The organism is Streptomyces sp. NBC_01723, assembly GCF_036246005.1.
In the GTDB taxonomy this organism is placed as follows: domain Bacteria; phylum Actinomycetota; class Actinomycetes; order Streptomycetales; family Streptomycetaceae; genus Streptomyces.
On the sequence record NZ_CP109171.1, the window covers coordinates 7,669,278 to 7,685,471 of the forward strand.

Consider the following 16,194-nt stretch of genomic DNA (forward strand, 5'->3'; position numbering starts at 1 on the left):
GGCGGGTCCCACTGGCGGCGGCCGCCCCCGGTGCGTGCCCGGAGCCGGAATCCGTGCCGAGGCCCGTCGACGGTCGACCCGGCCGACCGCCGTCGCCCTATCGCCCCCGGCGTGACAGCCACGCGGCCGTCAGGGCACCGGAGATGTTGTGCCAGACGGAGAAGACCGCCGCGGGGAGGGCCGCCAGGGGGCTGAAGTGGGCCGTGGCCAGGGATGCCGCGAGGCCGGAGTTCTGCATGCCCACCTCGAAGGCCATCGCCCGGCTGGCGGGCTCACCGAGGCGGCCGAGGCGGCCCGCTCCGTAACCGAGCGCCAGGCCGAGGCCGTTGTGCAGGACCACCGCGACGAACACCAGCCCGGCGGCCGACTTGATGGCGTCCGCGCTGCCCGCCACGACCACCGCGACGATCACGGCGATCGTCAGCGCCGACAGCCAGGGCAGCGCCGGCAGCGCCCGCTGCACGTACCGCCCCGCGAGCAGCCGCACGACGACGCCCGCGAGGACCGGCAGCAGGACCGTCTTGAGGATGTCGGTGACCATGGACCCGGCGTCCACCGGAAGGTACTCGCCGGCCAGCAGCAGCGTCAGCGGCGGGGTGACCAGCGGCGCGACCAGCGTCGAGACGGTGGCGACGGAGACGGAGAGGGCGACGTCACCGCGAGCGAGGTACGTCACCACGTTGGAGGCCGTGCCGCTGGGCGCGCAGCCGACCAGGATCACGCCGGCCGCGAGCTGCGGGGGGAGGTCGAGCAGGTGGGCCACGGCCCAGCCGAGCCCGGGCATGATGACGTAGTGCGCGACCAGCCCCAGCGCCACCGCCCAGGGACGCTTGGCGACCCCGTGGAAGTCCTCCGGGGTCATGGTGATGCCCATGCAGAACATCACGACGCCCAGCAGGTACGGCACGGCCTCGCTCCACCCGGTGAAACCTCCGGGGAGCAGCAGGCCGAGCGCGCCGGCCACGAGGACGAGGATCGGGAAGACGGTCACGGCCCGCCGCGCGGAGCGGTCGGCGGTGACGTCGGTACTGGCCTGTTCGGGTCGTTCGGTTCGCACCGTGCGAGGTAACGCCTGGTCGGGCACATGACGCAAAACCGTCTCGCGATGTGATCATCGGTACGGTCCGGCGCGAACCGACGGTGTTGCCTTCCCCGGATGAGGTAGGGTTGACCAGCGCGATCACGGGAATCCGCGGATCGCGCACCGGGACGTGGCGCAGCTTGGTAGCGCACTTGACTGGGGGTCAAGGGGTCGCAGGTTCAAATCCTGTCGTCCCGACTGGAGACAGTCGCGGGTCAGGGCCGGTTTCGGAGGTTTCCGAAACCGGCCCTCATTCTTGGAGACCGGTTGGGGACCGGCGCCCTTGACCGGGGTCGGCGGGTCACGACGATCGGGCTCGGCAGCGAGCGAGGTGTGCGGAGTCCGCCGAGGTGTGCGGACAGGGCCGTCCCTGCAGCCGTCATCTTGTGTGCGTCGGGATGTGGGTAGCGCTGGGTGGTGGCCAGCAAGCCGTGGCCGGCGATCCGGCGGAGGACGTGTACCTGGACTCCGGCATCGGCGAACCAGGTCAACACTCCGGTGTGCCGGACCCGACGCCCGCCGTGCGGACGGCGCTTCCCGGGGCGCCGGCCGCCCTGTTCGTCGGCTCGCCCGTCACGTCAGACGGCCTCGCCCGGGGTGCCGCGCGGCAGTCCGGGCGACTGGGCGATCTCCTGTTCGGCGGCATCGATCAGAGCCAGGACGGCATCCGACGCGGCCGCGGGGTCGCGGGCCTCGACGGCCTGCACCACCGCGCGGTGACCCGGCAATGAGCCTTCCACCGCGCCGGGGGTCTGCGTGCTGATGAGAAAACTGTGTTCCAGTGCGATCTCGACAGCGCGGCCCAGCGAGCCGAGGAGACGGTTGCCGCCGGCGTCGAGCAGGGCCCGGTGGAAGGCGATGTCCGCCTCGACGTACCCGCGGCGGCCGGGAGCCGCCGCCGCTGCCTCCATGGACGCCAGGGACTCGTACAGCACGCGTACGTCGTCGGGGCCCGCCCGGTCGGCGGCGAGCCGGGCGGCCTCCGGCTCGACGATCCGACGCAGTTCACCCGTGTCGCGCAGGAGAGCTGTGGCGTCCCCGGCTTGTTTCCAGCGCAGCACGTCACGGTCCAGGTGGTTCCAGTGCTCCGGCGGCAGCACGCGCGTGCCGGTGCGCGGACGCACGCTCAGCATGCCCTTGGCGACCAGTGCTTTCACCGCCTCCCGCAACACCCCTCGGCTGACGCCGATATCGGCCGCGAGCGCGTCCTCGACAGGCAGCGGATCCCCCGGCTCCCACGCGCCCTCCACGATGTGCCGTCCGAGTTCGTCGACCACGCGCTGCTGCGTGGTCAGGAAATGCCCCGCCATCTCCGCCTCCCCCTGGACGCCATTCATCGAATCATTTAATGATTGCGTGACAGGGTACGGCCTACGGGCCTCCGCCCGACAACGCCCCTCGCGAAGCGGACGACGCCAGAGCCACGGGAGTGCCTGAATGACGGATGGTCAGCAGACAAGTCGCCGCAGCCAGGCATGGTTCGGCGCACGGGGCCGGAGCGGGATGCTGTACCGCTCCTGGATGCGCAACCAGGGCTTCGGACACGAGGTGTTCGACGGGCGGCCGGTCATCGGTATCGCGACCAGTGCCTCCGAACTGGCCCCGTGCAACGCCCATCTGACGCGCGTCGCCGAAGCCGTCAAGCGCGGCGTGTGGCAGGCGGGCGGCCTGCCGCTGCAGTTTCCCACCATGGCCACCGGCGAGACGCTGATGCGTCCCACCGCCATGCTGTACCGCAACCTGATGGCCATGGAGGTCGAGGAGCTGATCCGGGCCAACCCGCTCGACGGTGTCGTGCTGCTGTCCGGCTGCGACAAGACGACACCCGCCATGCTCATGGGCGCGGCCAGCGTCGACCTGCCCGCGGTCATGGTCACCGGCGGGCCGATGCTCAACGGCAAGTACCGGGGCCAGGACGTGGGATCCGGCACCCACGTCTGGAAGTTCGAGGAAGACCTCAAGACCGGCCGGATGACCGAGGAGGAGTGCTTCTTCGCGGAAGGCTGCATGGCCCGCTCCAACGGGCACTGCATGACGATGGGGACCGCCTCGACGATGGCCTGCGTGGCCGAGGCGCTCGGCATGCAGCTGCCGGGCTCGGCGGCCTGGCCCGCGGTCGACTCCCGCCGGATGGAGACCGCGCAGGCGGCCGGGCAGCGCATCGTGGGGATGGTGGAGGAGGAGCTGCGCCCCTCGCGGATCCTGACCCGGGAGGCGTTCGAGAACGCCGTCCGGGTCAACGCGGCCATCGGCGGCTCCACGAACGCCATCATCCACCTCGCCGCCCTCGCGGGCCGCGTCGGCGTCGAGTTGAGCCTGTCGGACTTCGACGATCTGGCCCGTGCGGTGCCGACGCTGGTCAACCTGATGCCCAGCGGTACGTACCTCATGGAGGACTTCTGCTACGCGGGCGGCCTCCCGGCCGTCCTGGCCGAGCTGCTCGGCGGCGACCTGCTGCACGGCGACCAGATCACAGTCACCGGACGCACCGTCGCCGAGAACACCGAGCACGCCGAACGCGTCGACTCCGACGTCATCACCCGCCTCGACGCCCCCTTCCAGCCGGCCGGCACCGGAATCGCGGTCCTGCGCGGCAACCTCTGTCCCGACGGGGCCGTGATCAAGCAGTCCGCCGCGTCACCGCACCTGCTCGTCCACCGCGGCCCCGCGCGCGTCTTCGACTCCCCGGAGGCCTACCACGAGGTGGCCGACGACCCGGATCTCGACATCGACGAGAACTCCGTCATCGTCATCCGCAACGCCGGTCCCAAGGGCTACCCCGGCATGCCCGAGGTCTCCAACGTCCCACTCCCCGCCAAGCTGCTGAAGGCCGGCGTCACCGACATGGTGCGGGTCTGCGACGGCCGGATGAGCGGCACCGGGTACGGGACGGTGGTCCTGCACGTGGCGCCCGAGGCCGCCGTCGGCGGACCTCTCGCCCTGGTGCGCGACGGAGACCCCGTCGTCCTCGACGTTCCGAACCGCACCCTGCGCCTCGACGTGGACGACGTCGAGCTGACCCGGCGCCGGCAAGGGTGGAGGTCACCCGCCGAGCGGTACGACAGCGGCTACACCTGGCTGTACACGCAGAACGTGGAACAGGCCGACCGCGGAGCCGACTTCGGGTTCCTGCGCGGCAGCCGTGGACACGAGGTCCCTCGCGACTCCCACTGAGACCGCCCCAGGCCACCCCCCAACCCAGGAGAGCATTGATGGTGGAATCGGATGCATCCCGCGCTCGCCCGGTCCTCACCAGCGGCTCCGTCCTGCCCGAGGACGCCGACCGCGCAACCCTCGTCGCCCGCGTCCACGCCCCGGAACACGACGGGCCGTGCGTGGCCGCGGTCCGCGGCGACCGTGTGGTCGACCTGACGGCCGTCGCTCCCACCGTCTCCGACCTCATGGAACGCGAGGACGCGGCGGCAGTCGTCCGCGAGGCCGACGGAGGACAAGTCTGGCGCCTGGACGAGTTGCTCGCGGCGCCTACCGGCCGCCGTGACGTTCCCCATCTGCTCGCCCCCGTCGACCTGCAGGTGATCAAGGCCGCCGGCGTCACTTTCGCCCGGAGCCTGCTGGAACGCGTCATCGAGGAGCGCACGGGCGGCGACCGGGCGCAGGCCGACCGGATGCGGACCCGCGTCGAGCAGGTGGTGGGCGGCGCGCTCGACGGCATCCGTCCCGGATCACCCGCGGCGGACAAGGTCAAGGAACTGCTCGTAGCCGAAGGACTCTGGTCGCAGTACCTGGAGGTCGGCATCGGGCCGGACCCGGAGGTGTTCACCAAGGCGCCGGTCCTGTCCGCGGTCGGTGTCGGCGCCGACATCGGCGTGCTCGGCGCCTCGGTGTGGAACAACCCCGAGCCAGAGGTCGTCCTCGTCGTGGACTCGCGCGGGCGGGTACGCGGTGCGACGCTCGGCAACGACGTCAATCTCCGCGACATCGAGGGACGCAGCGCCCTGCTCCTGGCACGCGCGAAGGACAACAACGCGTCGTGCGCGATCGGCCCGTTCGTCCGCCTGTTCGACGAGGGCTTCGTCCTCGACACCGTACGCGGGCTCGACGTCGACCTGCGGGTCGACGGCACGGACGGTTACGTACTGCACGGCAACAGCACGATGCGGGGGATCAGCCGCGACGTACTGGACCTGGTGGCCGCCACGTACGGATCGCACCATCAGTACCCGGACGGGTTCGCGCTGTTCACCGGCACGCTGTTCGCCCCCACCGAAGACCGAAACGCACCCGGCATGGGCTTCACGCACGAGTACGGAGACATCGTGCGGATCTCCAGCCCGCGACTCGGCGCTCTGGTCAACACCGTCGTCGCCAGCGAGCAGGCCGCGCCGTGGACGTTCGGTGTACGAGCGCTGACGCGCAGCCTGGCTCGGCGCGGCGTCCTGTGAACATCGAGGACCCACCAGACCCGGAGCGGCAGACCGACGGGTTCCGGGCGGCCCGGCTCGCCCGGCTCATGCCCGGGCGGTCGGCTCCTGCTCGAGCACGGAGCGCAGGCGTCGCGTGTGGTCCAGGTGGCGTTCGGAGCCGGTCAGCGTGACCCCGGCGATCAGGTGTGGATCCGCGCTGGAAGCGGCCAACCTGAGCTCCAGCTCGCCCGGCTCGACCACACGCCGCCCGTCTCGTCCGGTGAATGATGCGAGATCGGCCGGGACGGTGGCACGCAGACGCCGGGCCTCGCCCGGCTCCAGGTGGACCCGGGCATAACCGACGAGGCGCTGTACCGGCTGGACGACGGAGGCCACCGGGTCGTGGAGATAGAGCTGGACGACCTCGGTTCCCGACCGTGCGCCGGTGTTGCGGACGGTGAAGGCGAGGGTGAACTCGCCGTCCGTCGGAGCCTCCCGGGCGTCCACGGTCAGGTCCGTCCAGTGGAACCGCGTGTAGGACAGGCCGTGACCGAAGGCGAACGCCGGCGTCGGGTCGATGCTGGACACCTCGCCGGCGTGGGCGAGCTTCGCTCCCAGATAGGTGGTCGGCTGGGAGCCCGGCCCGCGCGGCACGCTGACCGGGAGCCGTCCGGAGGGGTTGACGCGGCCGCTCAGCACACCGGCGATCGCGTGAGTGCCCTCCTCACCGGGAAAGAAGGACTGCACGATCGCCTCGGACTCCTCCACGGCGCGGCCGAGGCAGTACGGTCGTCCCGCGAGCAGCACCGTGACCAAGGGCGTCTCCACGTCCAGCAGGGCGTCGAGCAGTTGCTGCTGAGCCCCGGGCAGCGCCAGCGTCTCCACGTCGCACCCCTCGCCGCTGGTGCCGCGCCCGAAGAGCCCGGCGCGGTCGCCGAGCACCACCAGGGCGATGTCGGCCTCGCGTGCCACCCGGGCGGCTTCGCCCAGGCTGGTGAGGTCTCCGTCGTCGATGCCGGTGCCGCGGGCGACCGTGATCTCCGCGTCGGGGAACTCGACGGCGAGGGCATCGCGCAGCGTGGGCAACTCGATGCCGTGCGGGGTCCCGGGGTGACGGGCGCCGATGTGCTGAGGGAAGGAGTAGCAGCCCAGTACGGCGACCGCCTCGTCGGCGTTGGGGCCGAGCAGGGCGATGCGGCGTGGCCTTTCGAGCGGCAGCGTGCCGTCATTGCTCAGCAGCACGACGGCTTCCTCGGCGACCGTGCGGGCCAGCGCGCGGTTCTCCGCAGTGTCCAGGTCGGTTCGGCCGCGCAGGGCGGCCGGAGAGTCGAGGTCTGCCCCTTCGAGTGCGGCCGGCAGGGGATTCCAGTCCGGATCGAGCAGGCCGAGCCTCGCCTTCTGGGTGAGTGTCCGGCGAACGGCCCGATCGACCCACGCCTCCGGGACACGGCCGTCGGCGACCGCGTCGGCAAGGGGCGGGCCGTAGGCCTTGACGTTCGGCAGTTCGACGTCGACGCCCGCCCGCAGTGCCAGGCCGGCGGCGTCGGCCCACTCGGCCGCGACGCCGTGCAGGGTCTTGAGGAAGGCGATGGCGAAGTAGTCGGCGACGACGGTGCCGTCGAAGTCCCACGTGTCGCGCAGCAGCCCGGTGAGCAGCTCCTCGTCGGCCGCGGAGGGGACGCCGTCGGTGTCGGTGTAGGCAGTCATCACCGAACGCGCGCCGCCTTCACGGATCGCCATCTCGAAGGGGGGCAGCAGGACGTCGGCGCGCTCCCGCGGGCCCATGGAGGAGGGGGCGAGGTTACGCCCGGCGCGCGAGGCCGAGTAGCCGACGAAGTGCTTGAGGGTGGCGACGATCCCGGCCGACTCAAGACCCTGCACATACGCTGTTCCGACGGTGCCGACGAGGTACGGGTCCTCGCCGATGGTCTCCTCGACCCGGCCCCAGCGGGCATCGCGCACGACGTCCAGGACGGGCGCGAGTCCCTGGTGAACGCCGACGGCACGCATGTCCCGCCCGATGGCACAGGCCATGCGCCGCACCGTGTCGGGGTCGAAGGTGGCGCCCCAGGACAGCGGGACGGGGTAGGCCGTCGCCCCCCAGGCGGCGAAGCCGGCCAGACACTCGTCGTGCGCGAGAGCGGGGATGCCGAATCGGTTCGAGGCGGCGATCCGGGTCTGGGTGCGGGCCAGGGAGAGCGCACCCAGAGCGGGGTCTACCGGGACCGTGCCGAAGGGCCGGGTCAGCTGGCCCAGTCCGGTGGGCAGGAGCGCGTCGAGATCGACGGCCTCCTCCATGTCGTGCTGGTGGGGGGCCACTTCACCGCCCTGATCGGAGGCGCCCACCCAGACTCCGTACAGCTGGGCGGTCTTCTCCTGAAGTGTCATCGCGTCGATCAGGGCTTCGACTCGCGCGGTGACGGAAGAGGTGGTGTCGTTCCAGCGGGAGACTCCGGCGGTGTTGTCTACGGCCACGTTGGCGTTCACTTTCCCTCCCACGGCCCGCGGACCCTCGACCTGGGTGCGACGGGCGAACAAGTAGACGAGCGGGACTCGATGCGGGACGGGCCATGTCCGGGTTCCGGCACCGTCCCGGGCCCGCGTCGGTCATCGGCTGAATCCGGCGGTCAGACCGCTCAGCAGTTGGCGGCGGCCGAAGGCGTAGAGGATCAGGACGGGCAGTGTGGTGAGGACGACGGCGGCGAGAACGGCGGGGACGTTGACCCCGTACTGGCCCTGGAAGGTCCACAGCGCGAGCGGCAGGGTCCGGCGTTCGGGACTCTGAGTGAGCACCAGTGGCAGCAGGAACCCGTTCCAGATGGTCAGGGCGTTGAAGATGGTCACGGTGAGGATGGCCGGCCGGGTGAGCGGTGCCGCCAGCCGCCACAGCGTCGTCCATTCGGTGGCGCCGTCGACCCGCATCGAGTCGAACAGTTCGTCGGGTACGTCTCGGATGAAGTTGGCGAGCACCAGCACCGACAGCGGGATGGCGAACGCGATCGACGGGAGGATCAGCGCCAGCAGGGTGTCGTACAACTGCAACTTGATGATGATCAGGTAGACGGGGATCACCGTCGCCTGCAGCGGGATGGCCAGGCCCATGAGGAACAGCCCGTTCATCGCGCGCAGCAACCGCATGCGCCAGCCCCGTACGATCGCGTAGGCCGCCATGAAGGAGAACACGACCGCCGGTACCACGGCGCCCGCGGTGACCACGACGCTGTTCAGGAAGTAGCGCAGGAAGTCGGACTCGATGACCAGTCGGTAGTTGTCCAGTGTGGGGTCGCCCGAAGGCACCAGCGGGTTGCTCGCGTAGTAGCGGCTCTGGGCCTTGAGACTGGTGATGAGGGTCCAGTACAGAGGTACGGCCACGACGACGAGCCACAGCCATCCGGCCAGGCCCCCGGCCCAGTTGCGTCGGCGTGCCGCCCGGAGGGAGTGGCGCTGCCGTTCGCCCGGTGCGGCCTTGTGGGGTCGTCGTGTCTCGGACAGCGTGGTGGTCACCTCAGGCTCCCTCGAGTTGGCTCGCCCCGGCGTCGCGGCCCCCGAGCCGGCGCAGCAGCAGGGCGAGGGCCAGCCCCACCAGGACCAGGATGACCGCGATGACGCTGGCCGGTCCCATCAGGCTGGCCTGGAAACCCCGCTTGTACATGTCCAGTGCCAGGACCCGGGTGGCGTCGCCGGGACCGCCCTCGGTGAGGACGAAGATGAGGTCGAAGAAGGTCAGCGACCCGACCACCATCAGAGTGGACGAGGTGATGATGGTGTACCTCAGCTGGGGCAGCGTGATGCTGAGGAACTGCCGAATCCGACCGGCTCCGTCCAACTGGGCTGCTTCGTAGAGGGATTTCGGAATCTGCTGGACACCACCCTGGTAGATCAGGGAGTGGAACGGGACGAACTGCCAGGAGACGACGAAGACGACGATGCCGAAGGCGAGCCCAGGCCGTCCCAGCCAGTCCTGGCTGAGCAGTGGGAGCTTCAGCCCGGCCCCGAGGCCGAAGTTGGGGTCCAGCAGGGCCTTGTACGCGATGGCGATGGCCGCGGAGCTGAGCATCAGAGGGACGAAGTACACCACGCCGAGCACCGCACGGTAGCGCTGGCGGCCCGCGAGGAACGTGCCGAGCAGAATGCTCAGTGGCGTCTGGACGACCCACGACACCGCCATCACCATGAAGGTCACCCAGAGGGCGTGCGGCAGCCCGGGGTCGGTGAGCACCGCACGCCAACTGGTCAGCCCCGACTGGTGGATGGCGCCGATCCCGTCCCAGGTGGTGAAGCTCAGAGCGAAGACTCCGACGAGCGGGACCACGGCGAAGCCGACGAAGACCACCAGCGCCGGTGTCGCCAGCCAGGGCAGAATGCTGCGCGGTCGGCGGTGCGGCGGATGGCCCGTGAGCGAACTCATTTGCCGGTGACCGCGTTGAGGTTGCCGGCGAACTGCTCCGGGGAGAGGGACAGCTGGAACAACTTGACGATGTTGTCCAGCAGGGTCTCGGCGGCCGTCGGACTGAGCGCTTGGTCCCAGGACTGCACGAACGTCTTGGCCTTGGTGGCGATGCCGTAGTTGACCTGGAGGAAGTCGGCGCTCTTGGAGGCGGCCAGCAGCTTCTCCGTGCCCAACCGGACCGGAACCGACCCGTTGTCGATCCAGGCCTTCACCTCGGCGTCCTGGAGGACACCGGTCGCGAAGAAGTCCTTGGCGGTCTTCTTCTCCTCGTCGGTGGCCTTCGAGGAGATGGACAGGTACTGGGCGGGGTTGCCGACCGCGTTGCTCGGATCACCCTTTCCGCCGTCGACGGGCGGGAAGTTCATGTAGCCCAGTTGGCCGCTGGAGACAAAGTCTCCGCCGTCGGCCTGCTGGATGCCGTACGACCATGCACCGTGCAGCATCATCGCGGCCCTGCCGGTGTACAGCAGCGCCTGGTCGGCGTTGGAGTCCGCTGTGATGGAGGAGAACCCCTTGATGAACCCGCCGGCCTCGACCAGGTCCTGCACCTTGGTCAGCGCGGTGATGGCGTCCGGGTTCGACCAGGCGTCCTTCTCGCCCTCGATGACCGCCTGGAACACCTCGGGACCGCCGATGCGGTCGAACAGGAACTCCAGCCACATCATGTTCGTCCATCGGGACTGGCCACCCAGGGAGAGCGGTGCTATGCCCTTCGCGTTGAACCTGGGCACCAGAGCCATGAGGTCGTCCCAGGACTCCGGCGGCTCCACGCCGACCTGGTCGAACACCTTCTTGTTGTAGTAGAGGATGATCGGCTGCACGGTCTCGCACGGGATCGCGTAGATCTTGCCGTTGACGGTCGCCGCGTCGAACGAGGAAGGGAACAGCCCCTTCTTGACCTCGGAGTGCTCGTCGAACCACGACGTGAGGTCCTCGACCTGGCCCGCTTCCGCGTAGGTGCGCAGTGTCCCGCCGCCCCAGCCCCAGATGATGGTGGGCGCCTGTCCGGCACCGATGGCGGTCTTGATCTTCGTCTTGTACGCGTCGTTCTGGAACGTCGTGTCATCGATCTGGTTGTCGGGATGGGCCTTGTTGAACGCGTCCACCGCGCCGCCTCGGACGCCTTCCTGTGGCTGGCCGTTCAGGTACCAGTACGTGGCCCCACCATCGCTCTTGCCGGGGCCGGACGAGCCGCAGGCCGCCAGTGCCGCTGAGGCCGGTACAGCGGCGGCCAGGCCGAGGAGGGTACGTCGGGAGAGCGCCATGTCTTTTCTCCGCACTCGAGAGTCACCGGCTTCTCGTGAGTCATGGTGAAAGGTTTTCGAAAGAACCTTCTCCGAACTCTGTTCGTGCAAATTAGGTTTCGGGCTGATGGCCTGTCAAGGGACGTGCGCATGCCTTCTGGAGGCGGCTTCGGACCCCGCATTTTCAGGACACTACGGCGCCCGGGGGTGCCTGACCTATCTCGAAAGTGTTTCGAAACTGCCTGACTCGGGGTAGGCAGTTGAGGCGGTGATCTTTCCTTGAGCACCGTAGATGCTGGTCAGATCGTGCCGAAGGGGCGCTCGGTCCTGCTTCCGGACCGGTCGAGGCCGCGGGGCTTGTCGGCACCTCCCGAGCGGGCTCGTGGCGCGGGTGCCGTACTGTTGACCGGTTCCACCCGTGTTGCCGGCCCGACCGGAGACTCACCACACCGGTGGACGAATACGGGAGGGAACCGATGCGACCGAACGCGAGACGCACCACTTTGGCGGACATCGCCCAAGCGGCCGGGGTCTCCGTCGCGACCGTGTCCAAAGTGGTGAACGGTCGCGGTGACGTGGCGCCGCAGACCCGCACCCGGGTGCAGGAGCTGTTGCACCAACACGACTACCTCGCCCCCGTGTTCCGCCACACCGAGGCCGTCGAAAGCCCGACCATCGAGGTGCAGTTCAAGGGCGGCCTGAAGCCGTACGTCGCCGAAACCCTGGAAGGGATCATCGACTCCGCCTCCGAACTGGGGGCTTCGGTGGTGATCAGCAAGGCGTCCAGTGCCCCGCACTGGGCCCGGGACCTGGTCTCCGCCGGGCGCCGTGCCGTCATCGCGGTCACCAGCGTGTACACCACGGCGCACCTCAACGAGCTGGCCCGGTCCGGGCTGCCGCTGGTCGTGTTGGACCCCTTGCATCTGCCGGACAACCGGGTGAACAGCGTCGGGGCCACCAACTTCGCCGGCGGGCTGACCGCGACGCAGCACCTGCTCTCCCTGGGTCACCGCCGCGTCGCCTACCTCGGCGGGCCCGCCATGGCCGTGTGCAACCAGGCCCGCATGCACGGCTACCGCGCCGCGATCGAGGCGGGAGGGGCCCAGGTACCGGAGGCTTACGTCCAGCCGGGAGAGTTCACGCACGAGACGGGACTGCTCGGAGCCGCGGCACTGTTGGACCTGCAGGAGCCACCGACGGCGATCTTCGCAGGCAACGACGAGATCGCCGTCGGGGTCGTCGAGACCGCCCGGGGCCGAGGCCTGCGCGTGCCGGAAGACCTGAGCGTGGTCGGCTTCGACGACACGAGCCTCGCCCGGATGTCCTCACCGCCCCTCACCACGGTGCGTCAGCCCTTGCGGGAGATGGGCGGTGCCGCCCTGCGTACCGCGCTCCGACTCGCCAACGGCGAGAAGGTCGAGTCCCACCACATCGAGCTCGCCACCGAACTCGTGGTACGCGCCTCGACGGCGCCGCCGTCCGAAGAGCCCCCGGAACGCGGGTAGCAGGCCACGTGCTCCTCGTCGCGCACGGTGCGTCGCCACAAGCCGTTGACGAGACGTCCCCGCAGAGAACCTCCGCGGACGTGGGGTCAAGACTGGGAACCCGGTAGCGGGCGGTCATGGCACGGGGCCACTCGACACGGGCGTCAGCCGCGCCGGCGTCGTGCAGGCGCCGCAGCGGTCGCCCTACCGATCTCGACGCCGTTCCGGCGGGAGCCCGCACGCGCACTTCGCCCACGCCTTCCAGCGGGTCTCCTTTCCGGTGGGGGGTGCGGGGTCGGGGGGACAGCGGGTCGGTCCGCCGACGTCGGAACAGACCGACGGCCGTTCATGGGCGTTACACGGACGGCGCCGGGACGTACTCCAACCAGTCGAAGGCGACCGTGCCCTCGGTGGCGTACATGCCGATCACACGGCCGGTGAAGCCGCAGGCGACCTCGGTGGACAGGTAGCGCCCGTCCAGTTCGGCGAGCGGCCGGGCGTCCGGGGCGTCGGGTTCGCCGAGCCCGAAGGCGATGGTGTCGGGCCCCGTGGTCCCGCCGTCGGTGAGTTCGGGCGACGCGGGAACGAGGCCAGACGTCCGGATCGTCACGGCGAGGTGCAGCGGCCCGGCCGGTACCGGTCGGCGGGCCACGGTCTGGCGCAGCGGCCCGATCCGGGCGACGACACGGACCTCCCCGCCCCCGGCCTCCACCTCATAGTGGTGGGCCTCGTCGAGGCGTACGCAGAGACCGCCGCATCCCGTACCCGGGTCGATCAGGGCGGTGACGCGGCAGTCGTGGTGCTGCTGGCGCCGCCCGATGAAGGTGTACCCGGGGCTGTCGAGGGATGGGCCGGTGGCGCCGAGCAGCAGCCAGCCCGGCCGCTCGGTGAGCGACCAGGAGCTGTCCGGGCGGGCGAACGGCGAGATCCAGTGCGGTGCGAGAGCGGACCCGTCGAAGTCGTCACGGGCGGGCGGGGCCGGGAGGGGGTGCCAGGCGCCACCAGGGGCCGCATGGCTCACGGGAACGGGCGTGACGACGGGCCATCCGTCCCGGTCCCACTCCACGGGGGTCAGGAACGTCTCGCGGCCGAGCACGTGCACGTCGGGCGTGAAGCCGCGGGGACGGACACCCAGCAGCACCATCCACCAGCCGCCGTCGGGAGCCTCCACCAGGTCGGCGTGGCCCGTGTTCTGGATGGAGCGGGCGGTACCGCTGTGGGACAGCAGGGGGTTGTCGGGCGCCCCTTCCCAGGGACCGCGCGGCGAGCGGCCGCGGGCCACGGACACGCTGTGACCGCGTTCCGTGCCGCCTTCCGCGATCAGCAGGTACCACCAGTCGCCGATGCGGTAGAGGTGCGGCGCCTCCGGGTACTTGAGGCCGCTGCCCGACCATGTGGCGAAGGGCTTCTCCAGCACCTCGCCCTTGACCGGGTCGATCCTGGCCATGTTGACGCCCCCTTCGGGGCCGGAGAAGGCACACCAGCAGGTGCCGTCCTCCTCCCATGCCAGGTCGGGATCGATCCCGGTCAGGTCGATCCACACGGGGTCGCTCCAGGGCCCTTCGGGCCGCTCGGCCGAGACGACGAAGTTGCCGCCACCGTCGACGTTGGTGTTGATGACCCAGTAGCGGCCGTCGTGGTGACGGATGGTCGGGGCGTAGAGGCCTCCGGATGCCTTGGCGCCGGGGAGGGGCAACGGCAGTTGCCCGGGCCGGTCGAGCACGTTGCCGATCTGTTCCCAGTGCACGAGGTCCTTGCTGTGGAACAGTGGCAGCCCGGGGAAGTACTCGAAGCTGGAGCACACCAGGTAGTAGTCGCCGCCGACCCGGCACACGCTCGGATCGGGGTGGAACCCGCTGATCACCGGATTGTCGTACATGGGCACGGGGGAGTCCTCCCTTCGAGCCGCCGGGTGCCGAGAGTCCAACGAGGTCCCCCGGCCCGCTCACCGCAGAGGCCGGGCCTGAAGTCTCCGTTGCGCATCCTGAGGTCCAGCGGATCGACGCCCGCCGCGTGGAAGCCGAGGAGAACGTCGTCGGCACCTGGCCGGGGGTGATGCGGGTGGTGGCGCTTTCGCTGGAAATGGTCCGGCGGGGCGGTGGCCCCCTCCCCGCGTCCAGCGGCGTAGGCGCCGGTAATGCCGTTCTTCTCTGTGGTCGGCTCACGTCTTGGACTTCGAAACTTTCGGAAGCTGTGCGTATGATTGCGCGCCATCCCTCCAGTATCGCATCCATTCTCCTGTGGCAGTTCGTACAGGGAGTGCTGTGACCTGCAAAAGAGCGTTTGTCGCAGCCTCTTCTTGCGTGGGGAACATTTCCGAAAGCGTGTCGAAAGTATTGACAGGGTCATGGCGCTCTACGAAAACTGTGGCCACTGAACGGCAGGAGACCGCCAGTCCGCTCGTGCCACGTGGCCGGGTGCGGCGGTCGGTTGTCACGGTGTGACGGCCGGGCGTCCCCGCCGTGGTTCCGGCAAGGCCGCGGGCGACAGAAGTCGCCCGCCCCCACCAGCCTTCATCAGGAGAACGCATGCAACAGGACGGCACGCAGCACAACCGGATCAAGCAGAACCCCGGCCCCTTCGACGGAGTGAGCCGACGAGGCTTCCTCGGTGGCGCCGGCACCCTCGCGCTCGCCACCGCGTCCGGGCTGCTGCTGCCCGGCACCGCCCACGCCGCCACCACCATCACCACCAACCAGACCGGCACCGACGGCATGTACTACTCGTTCTGGACCGACGGTGGCGGCTCCGTCTCCATGACGCTCAACGGTGGCGGCAGTTACAGCACCCGGTGGACCAACTGCGGCAACTTCGTGGCCGGCAAGGGCTGGAGCACCGGCGGACGCAGGACGGTCCGCTACAACGGCTACTTCAACCCGTCGGGCAACGGCTACGGCTGCCTCTACGGCTGGACCTCGAACCCGCTGGTGGAGTACTACATCGTCGACAACTGGGGCAGCTACCGGCCCACCGGTACGTACCGGGGCACCGTTTCCAGTGACGGCGGCACCTACGACATCTACCAGACGACCCGGTACAACGCTCCCTCCGTGGAAGGGACCAAGACCTTCCAGCAGTACTGGAGTGTCCGGCAGTCGAAGGTGACCAGCGGCTCCGGCACCATCACCACCGGCAACCACTTCGACGCCTGGGCGCGCGCGGGCATGAACATGGGCCAGTTCAAGTACTACATGATCATGGCCACCGAGGGCTATCAGAGCAGTGGAAGCTCCACCATCACGGTCAGTGGCTGACCTCTGTCCGGCGCACAACCGCTTACGGGCCCCGTCTTCGGGCGAATTCGAGGGGTCGTTGCAACACTGCTGGTCAGCTGGCTAGGTCCAGTAGCTTAGCGAGGCGCTCGGCTGGGGTTCCCAGCCGAGCGTTTTGCGTGGGCGGCTGTGGAGTTCGGCGGCCACGGTCTGGAGGTGCTCAAGGGGGTGGGCGTTGGGGGCGGTGCCCTTGGACGCCTTCTCGCGCAGTCGGTCGGCGATGTGGATGCGGTAAGGCTGCTCCGTCAGGTACGGGTCCAGCGTTGGTTGCTTCCGTTCGAGCAGATGCGGAATTGGAT

Annotated in this window: 11 protein-coding genes, 1 tRNA gene and 2 pseudogenes; 5 read left to right on the forward strand and 9 right to left on the reverse strand. The window is 69.7% G+C overall.

Translation table 11 applies throughout. The annotated features are described in order from the left end of the window. Positions 1–97: 97 nt before the first annotated feature. A complete protein-coding gene (locus OIE75_RS35930; RefSeq protein ID WP_329473432.1) occupies positions 98–1,057 on the reverse strand; it encodes a bile acid:sodium symporter family protein in 960 nt (319 codons plus the stop codon). 148 nt (positions 1,058–1,205) lie between these two features. Here OIE75_RS35930 and OIE75_RS35935 point away from each other — a divergent pair. Continuing rightward, positions 1,206–1,279, forward strand: a tRNA-Pro gene (locus tag OIE75_RS35935). 98 nt (positions 1,280–1,377) lie between these two features. Here the strand turns inward: OIE75_RS35935 and OIE75_RS35940 are convergent. Then, positions 1,378–1,590: pseudogene (locus tag OIE75_RS35940) on the reverse strand (site-specific integrase); the annotation flags it as partial. Positions 1,591–1,659: 69 nt separating this feature from the next. Next, positions 1,660–2,418 carry a FadR/GntR family transcriptional regulator gene (locus tag OIE75_RS35945; protein WP_329473433.1) on the reverse strand — a complete coding sequence of 253 codons (759 nt, stop codon included), beginning with the start codon at positions 2,416–2,418 and terminating at the stop codon, positions 1,660–1,662. Positions 2,419–2,518: 100 nt separating this feature from the next. Here OIE75_RS35945 and OIE75_RS35950 point away from each other — a divergent pair, with 100 nt between their 5' ends. Together OIE75_RS35950 and OIE75_RS35955 are read left to right on the forward strand one after the other, a co-directional pair. Beyond that, positions 2,519–4,255, forward strand: coding sequence for an IlvD/Edd family dehydratase (locus OIE75_RS35950; RefSeq protein WP_329473434.1), 1,737 nt, complete (start codon positions 2,519–2,521; stop codon positions 4,253–4,255). A 38-nt stretch (positions 4,256–4,293) separates the two neighbouring features. Continuing rightward, positions 4,294–5,484: a fumarylacetoacetate hydrolase family protein gene (locus tag OIE75_RS35955; protein WP_373463034.1), complete on the forward strand. Its 1,191-nt coding sequence runs from the start codon at positions 4,294–4,296 to the stop codon at positions 5,482–5,484. 66 nt (positions 5,485–5,550) lie between these two features. Here the strand turns inward: OIE75_RS35955 and OIE75_RS35960 are convergent, their stop codons facing one another. The 4 genes from OIE75_RS35960 to OIE75_RS35975 form a co-directional block, all read right to left on the reverse strand. Next, positions 5,551–7,932, reverse strand: coding sequence for a glycoside hydrolase family 3 N-terminal domain-containing protein (locus tag OIE75_RS35960; RefSeq protein WP_329473435.1), 2,382 nt, complete (start codon positions 7,930–7,932; stop codon positions 5,551–5,553). Positions 7,933–8,052: 120 nt separating this feature from the next. Next, complete coding sequence (locus tag OIE75_RS35965; RefSeq protein ID WP_307016445.1) at positions 8,053–8,949, reverse strand: carbohydrate ABC transporter permease; 897 nt, start codon at positions 8,947–8,949, stop codon at positions 8,053–8,055. Position 8,950: 1 nt separating this feature from the next. Then, complete coding sequence (locus OIE75_RS35970; RefSeq protein ID WP_307016446.1) at positions 8,951–9,853, reverse strand: carbohydrate ABC transporter permease; 903 nt, start codon at positions 9,851–9,853, stop codon at positions 8,951–8,953. Beyond that, positions 9,850–11,160, reverse strand: coding sequence for an extracellular solute-binding protein (locus OIE75_RS35975; RefSeq protein WP_307016448.1), 1,311 nt, complete (start codon positions 11,158–11,160; stop codon positions 9,850–9,852). Before OIE75_RS35975 ends, OIE75_RS35970 begins: the two co-directional genes overlap by 4 nt. Positions 11,161–11,615: 455 nt before the next feature. On the opposite strand from OIE75_RS35975, the gene OIE75_RS35980 reads away from it, so the two are divergent. Continuing rightward, positions 11,616–12,644, forward strand: coding sequence for a LacI family DNA-binding transcriptional regulator (locus OIE75_RS35980; protein ID WP_329473436.1), 1,029 nt, complete (start codon positions 11,616–11,618; stop codon positions 12,642–12,644). Positions 12,645–12,978: 334 nt separating this feature from the next. On the opposite strand, the gene OIE75_RS35985 is transcribed toward OIE75_RS35980, so the two are convergent. Beyond that, positions 12,979–14,502: a glycoside hydrolase family 43 protein gene (locus OIE75_RS35985; protein WP_329474131.1), complete on the reverse strand. Its 1,524-nt coding sequence runs from the start codon at positions 14,500–14,502 to the stop codon at positions 12,979–12,981. Positions 14,503–15,151: 649 nt separating this feature from the next. Between OIE75_RS35985 and OIE75_RS35990 the strand changes: the two genes are divergently transcribed. Further along, the gene (locus OIE75_RS35990) at positions 15,152–15,877 is read left to right on the forward strand and encodes a glycoside hydrolase family 11 protein (protein ID WP_307016450.1); all 726 of its coding nucleotides are present in this window, start codon (positions 15,152–15,154) and stop codon (positions 15,875–15,877) included. A 73-nt stretch (positions 15,878–15,950) separates the two neighbouring features. On the opposite strand, the pseudogene OIE75_RS41635 reads toward OIE75_RS35990, so the two are convergent. Then, positions 15,951–16,105 (reverse strand): annotated as a pseudogene (locus OIE75_RS41635) (IS30 family transposase); the annotation flags it as partial. Positions 16,106–16,194 lie beyond the last annotated feature (89 nt).

Excerpts from the sequence above, each read along its gene's own strand:
- OIE75_RS35945 (WP_329473433.1), bottom strand. The coding sequence starts at position 2,418 with ATGAATGGCGTCCAGGGGGAGGCGGAGATGGCGGGGCATTTCCTGACC.
- OIE75_RS35950 (WP_329473434.1), top strand. The coding sequence starts at position 2,519 with ATGACGGATGGTCAGCAGACAAGTCGCCGCAGCCAGGCATGGTTCGGC.
- OIE75_RS35955 (WP_373463034.1), top strand. The coding sequence starts at position 4,294 with ATGGTGGAATCGGATGCATCCCGCGCTCGCCCGGTCCTCACCAGCGGC.
- OIE75_RS35970 (WP_307016446.1), bottom strand. The coding sequence starts at position 9,853 with ATGAGTTCGCTCACGGGCCATCCGCCGCACCGCCGACCGCGCAGCATT.
- OIE75_RS35975 (WP_307016448.1), bottom strand. The coding sequence starts at position 11,160 with ATGGCGCTCTCCCGACGTACCCTCCTCGGCCTGGCCGCCGCTGTACCG.
- OIE75_RS35980 (WP_329473436.1), top strand. The coding sequence starts at position 11,616 with ATGCGACCGAACGCGAGACGCACCACTTTGGCGGACATCGCCCAAGCG.
- OIE75_RS35985 (WP_329474131.1), bottom strand. The coding sequence starts at position 14,502 with ATGTACGACAATCCGGTGATCAGCGGGTTCCACCCCGATCCGAGCGTG.
- OIE75_RS35990 (WP_307016450.1), top strand. The coding sequence starts at position 15,152 with ATGCAACAGGACGGCACGCAGCACAACCGGATCAAGCAGAACCCCGGC.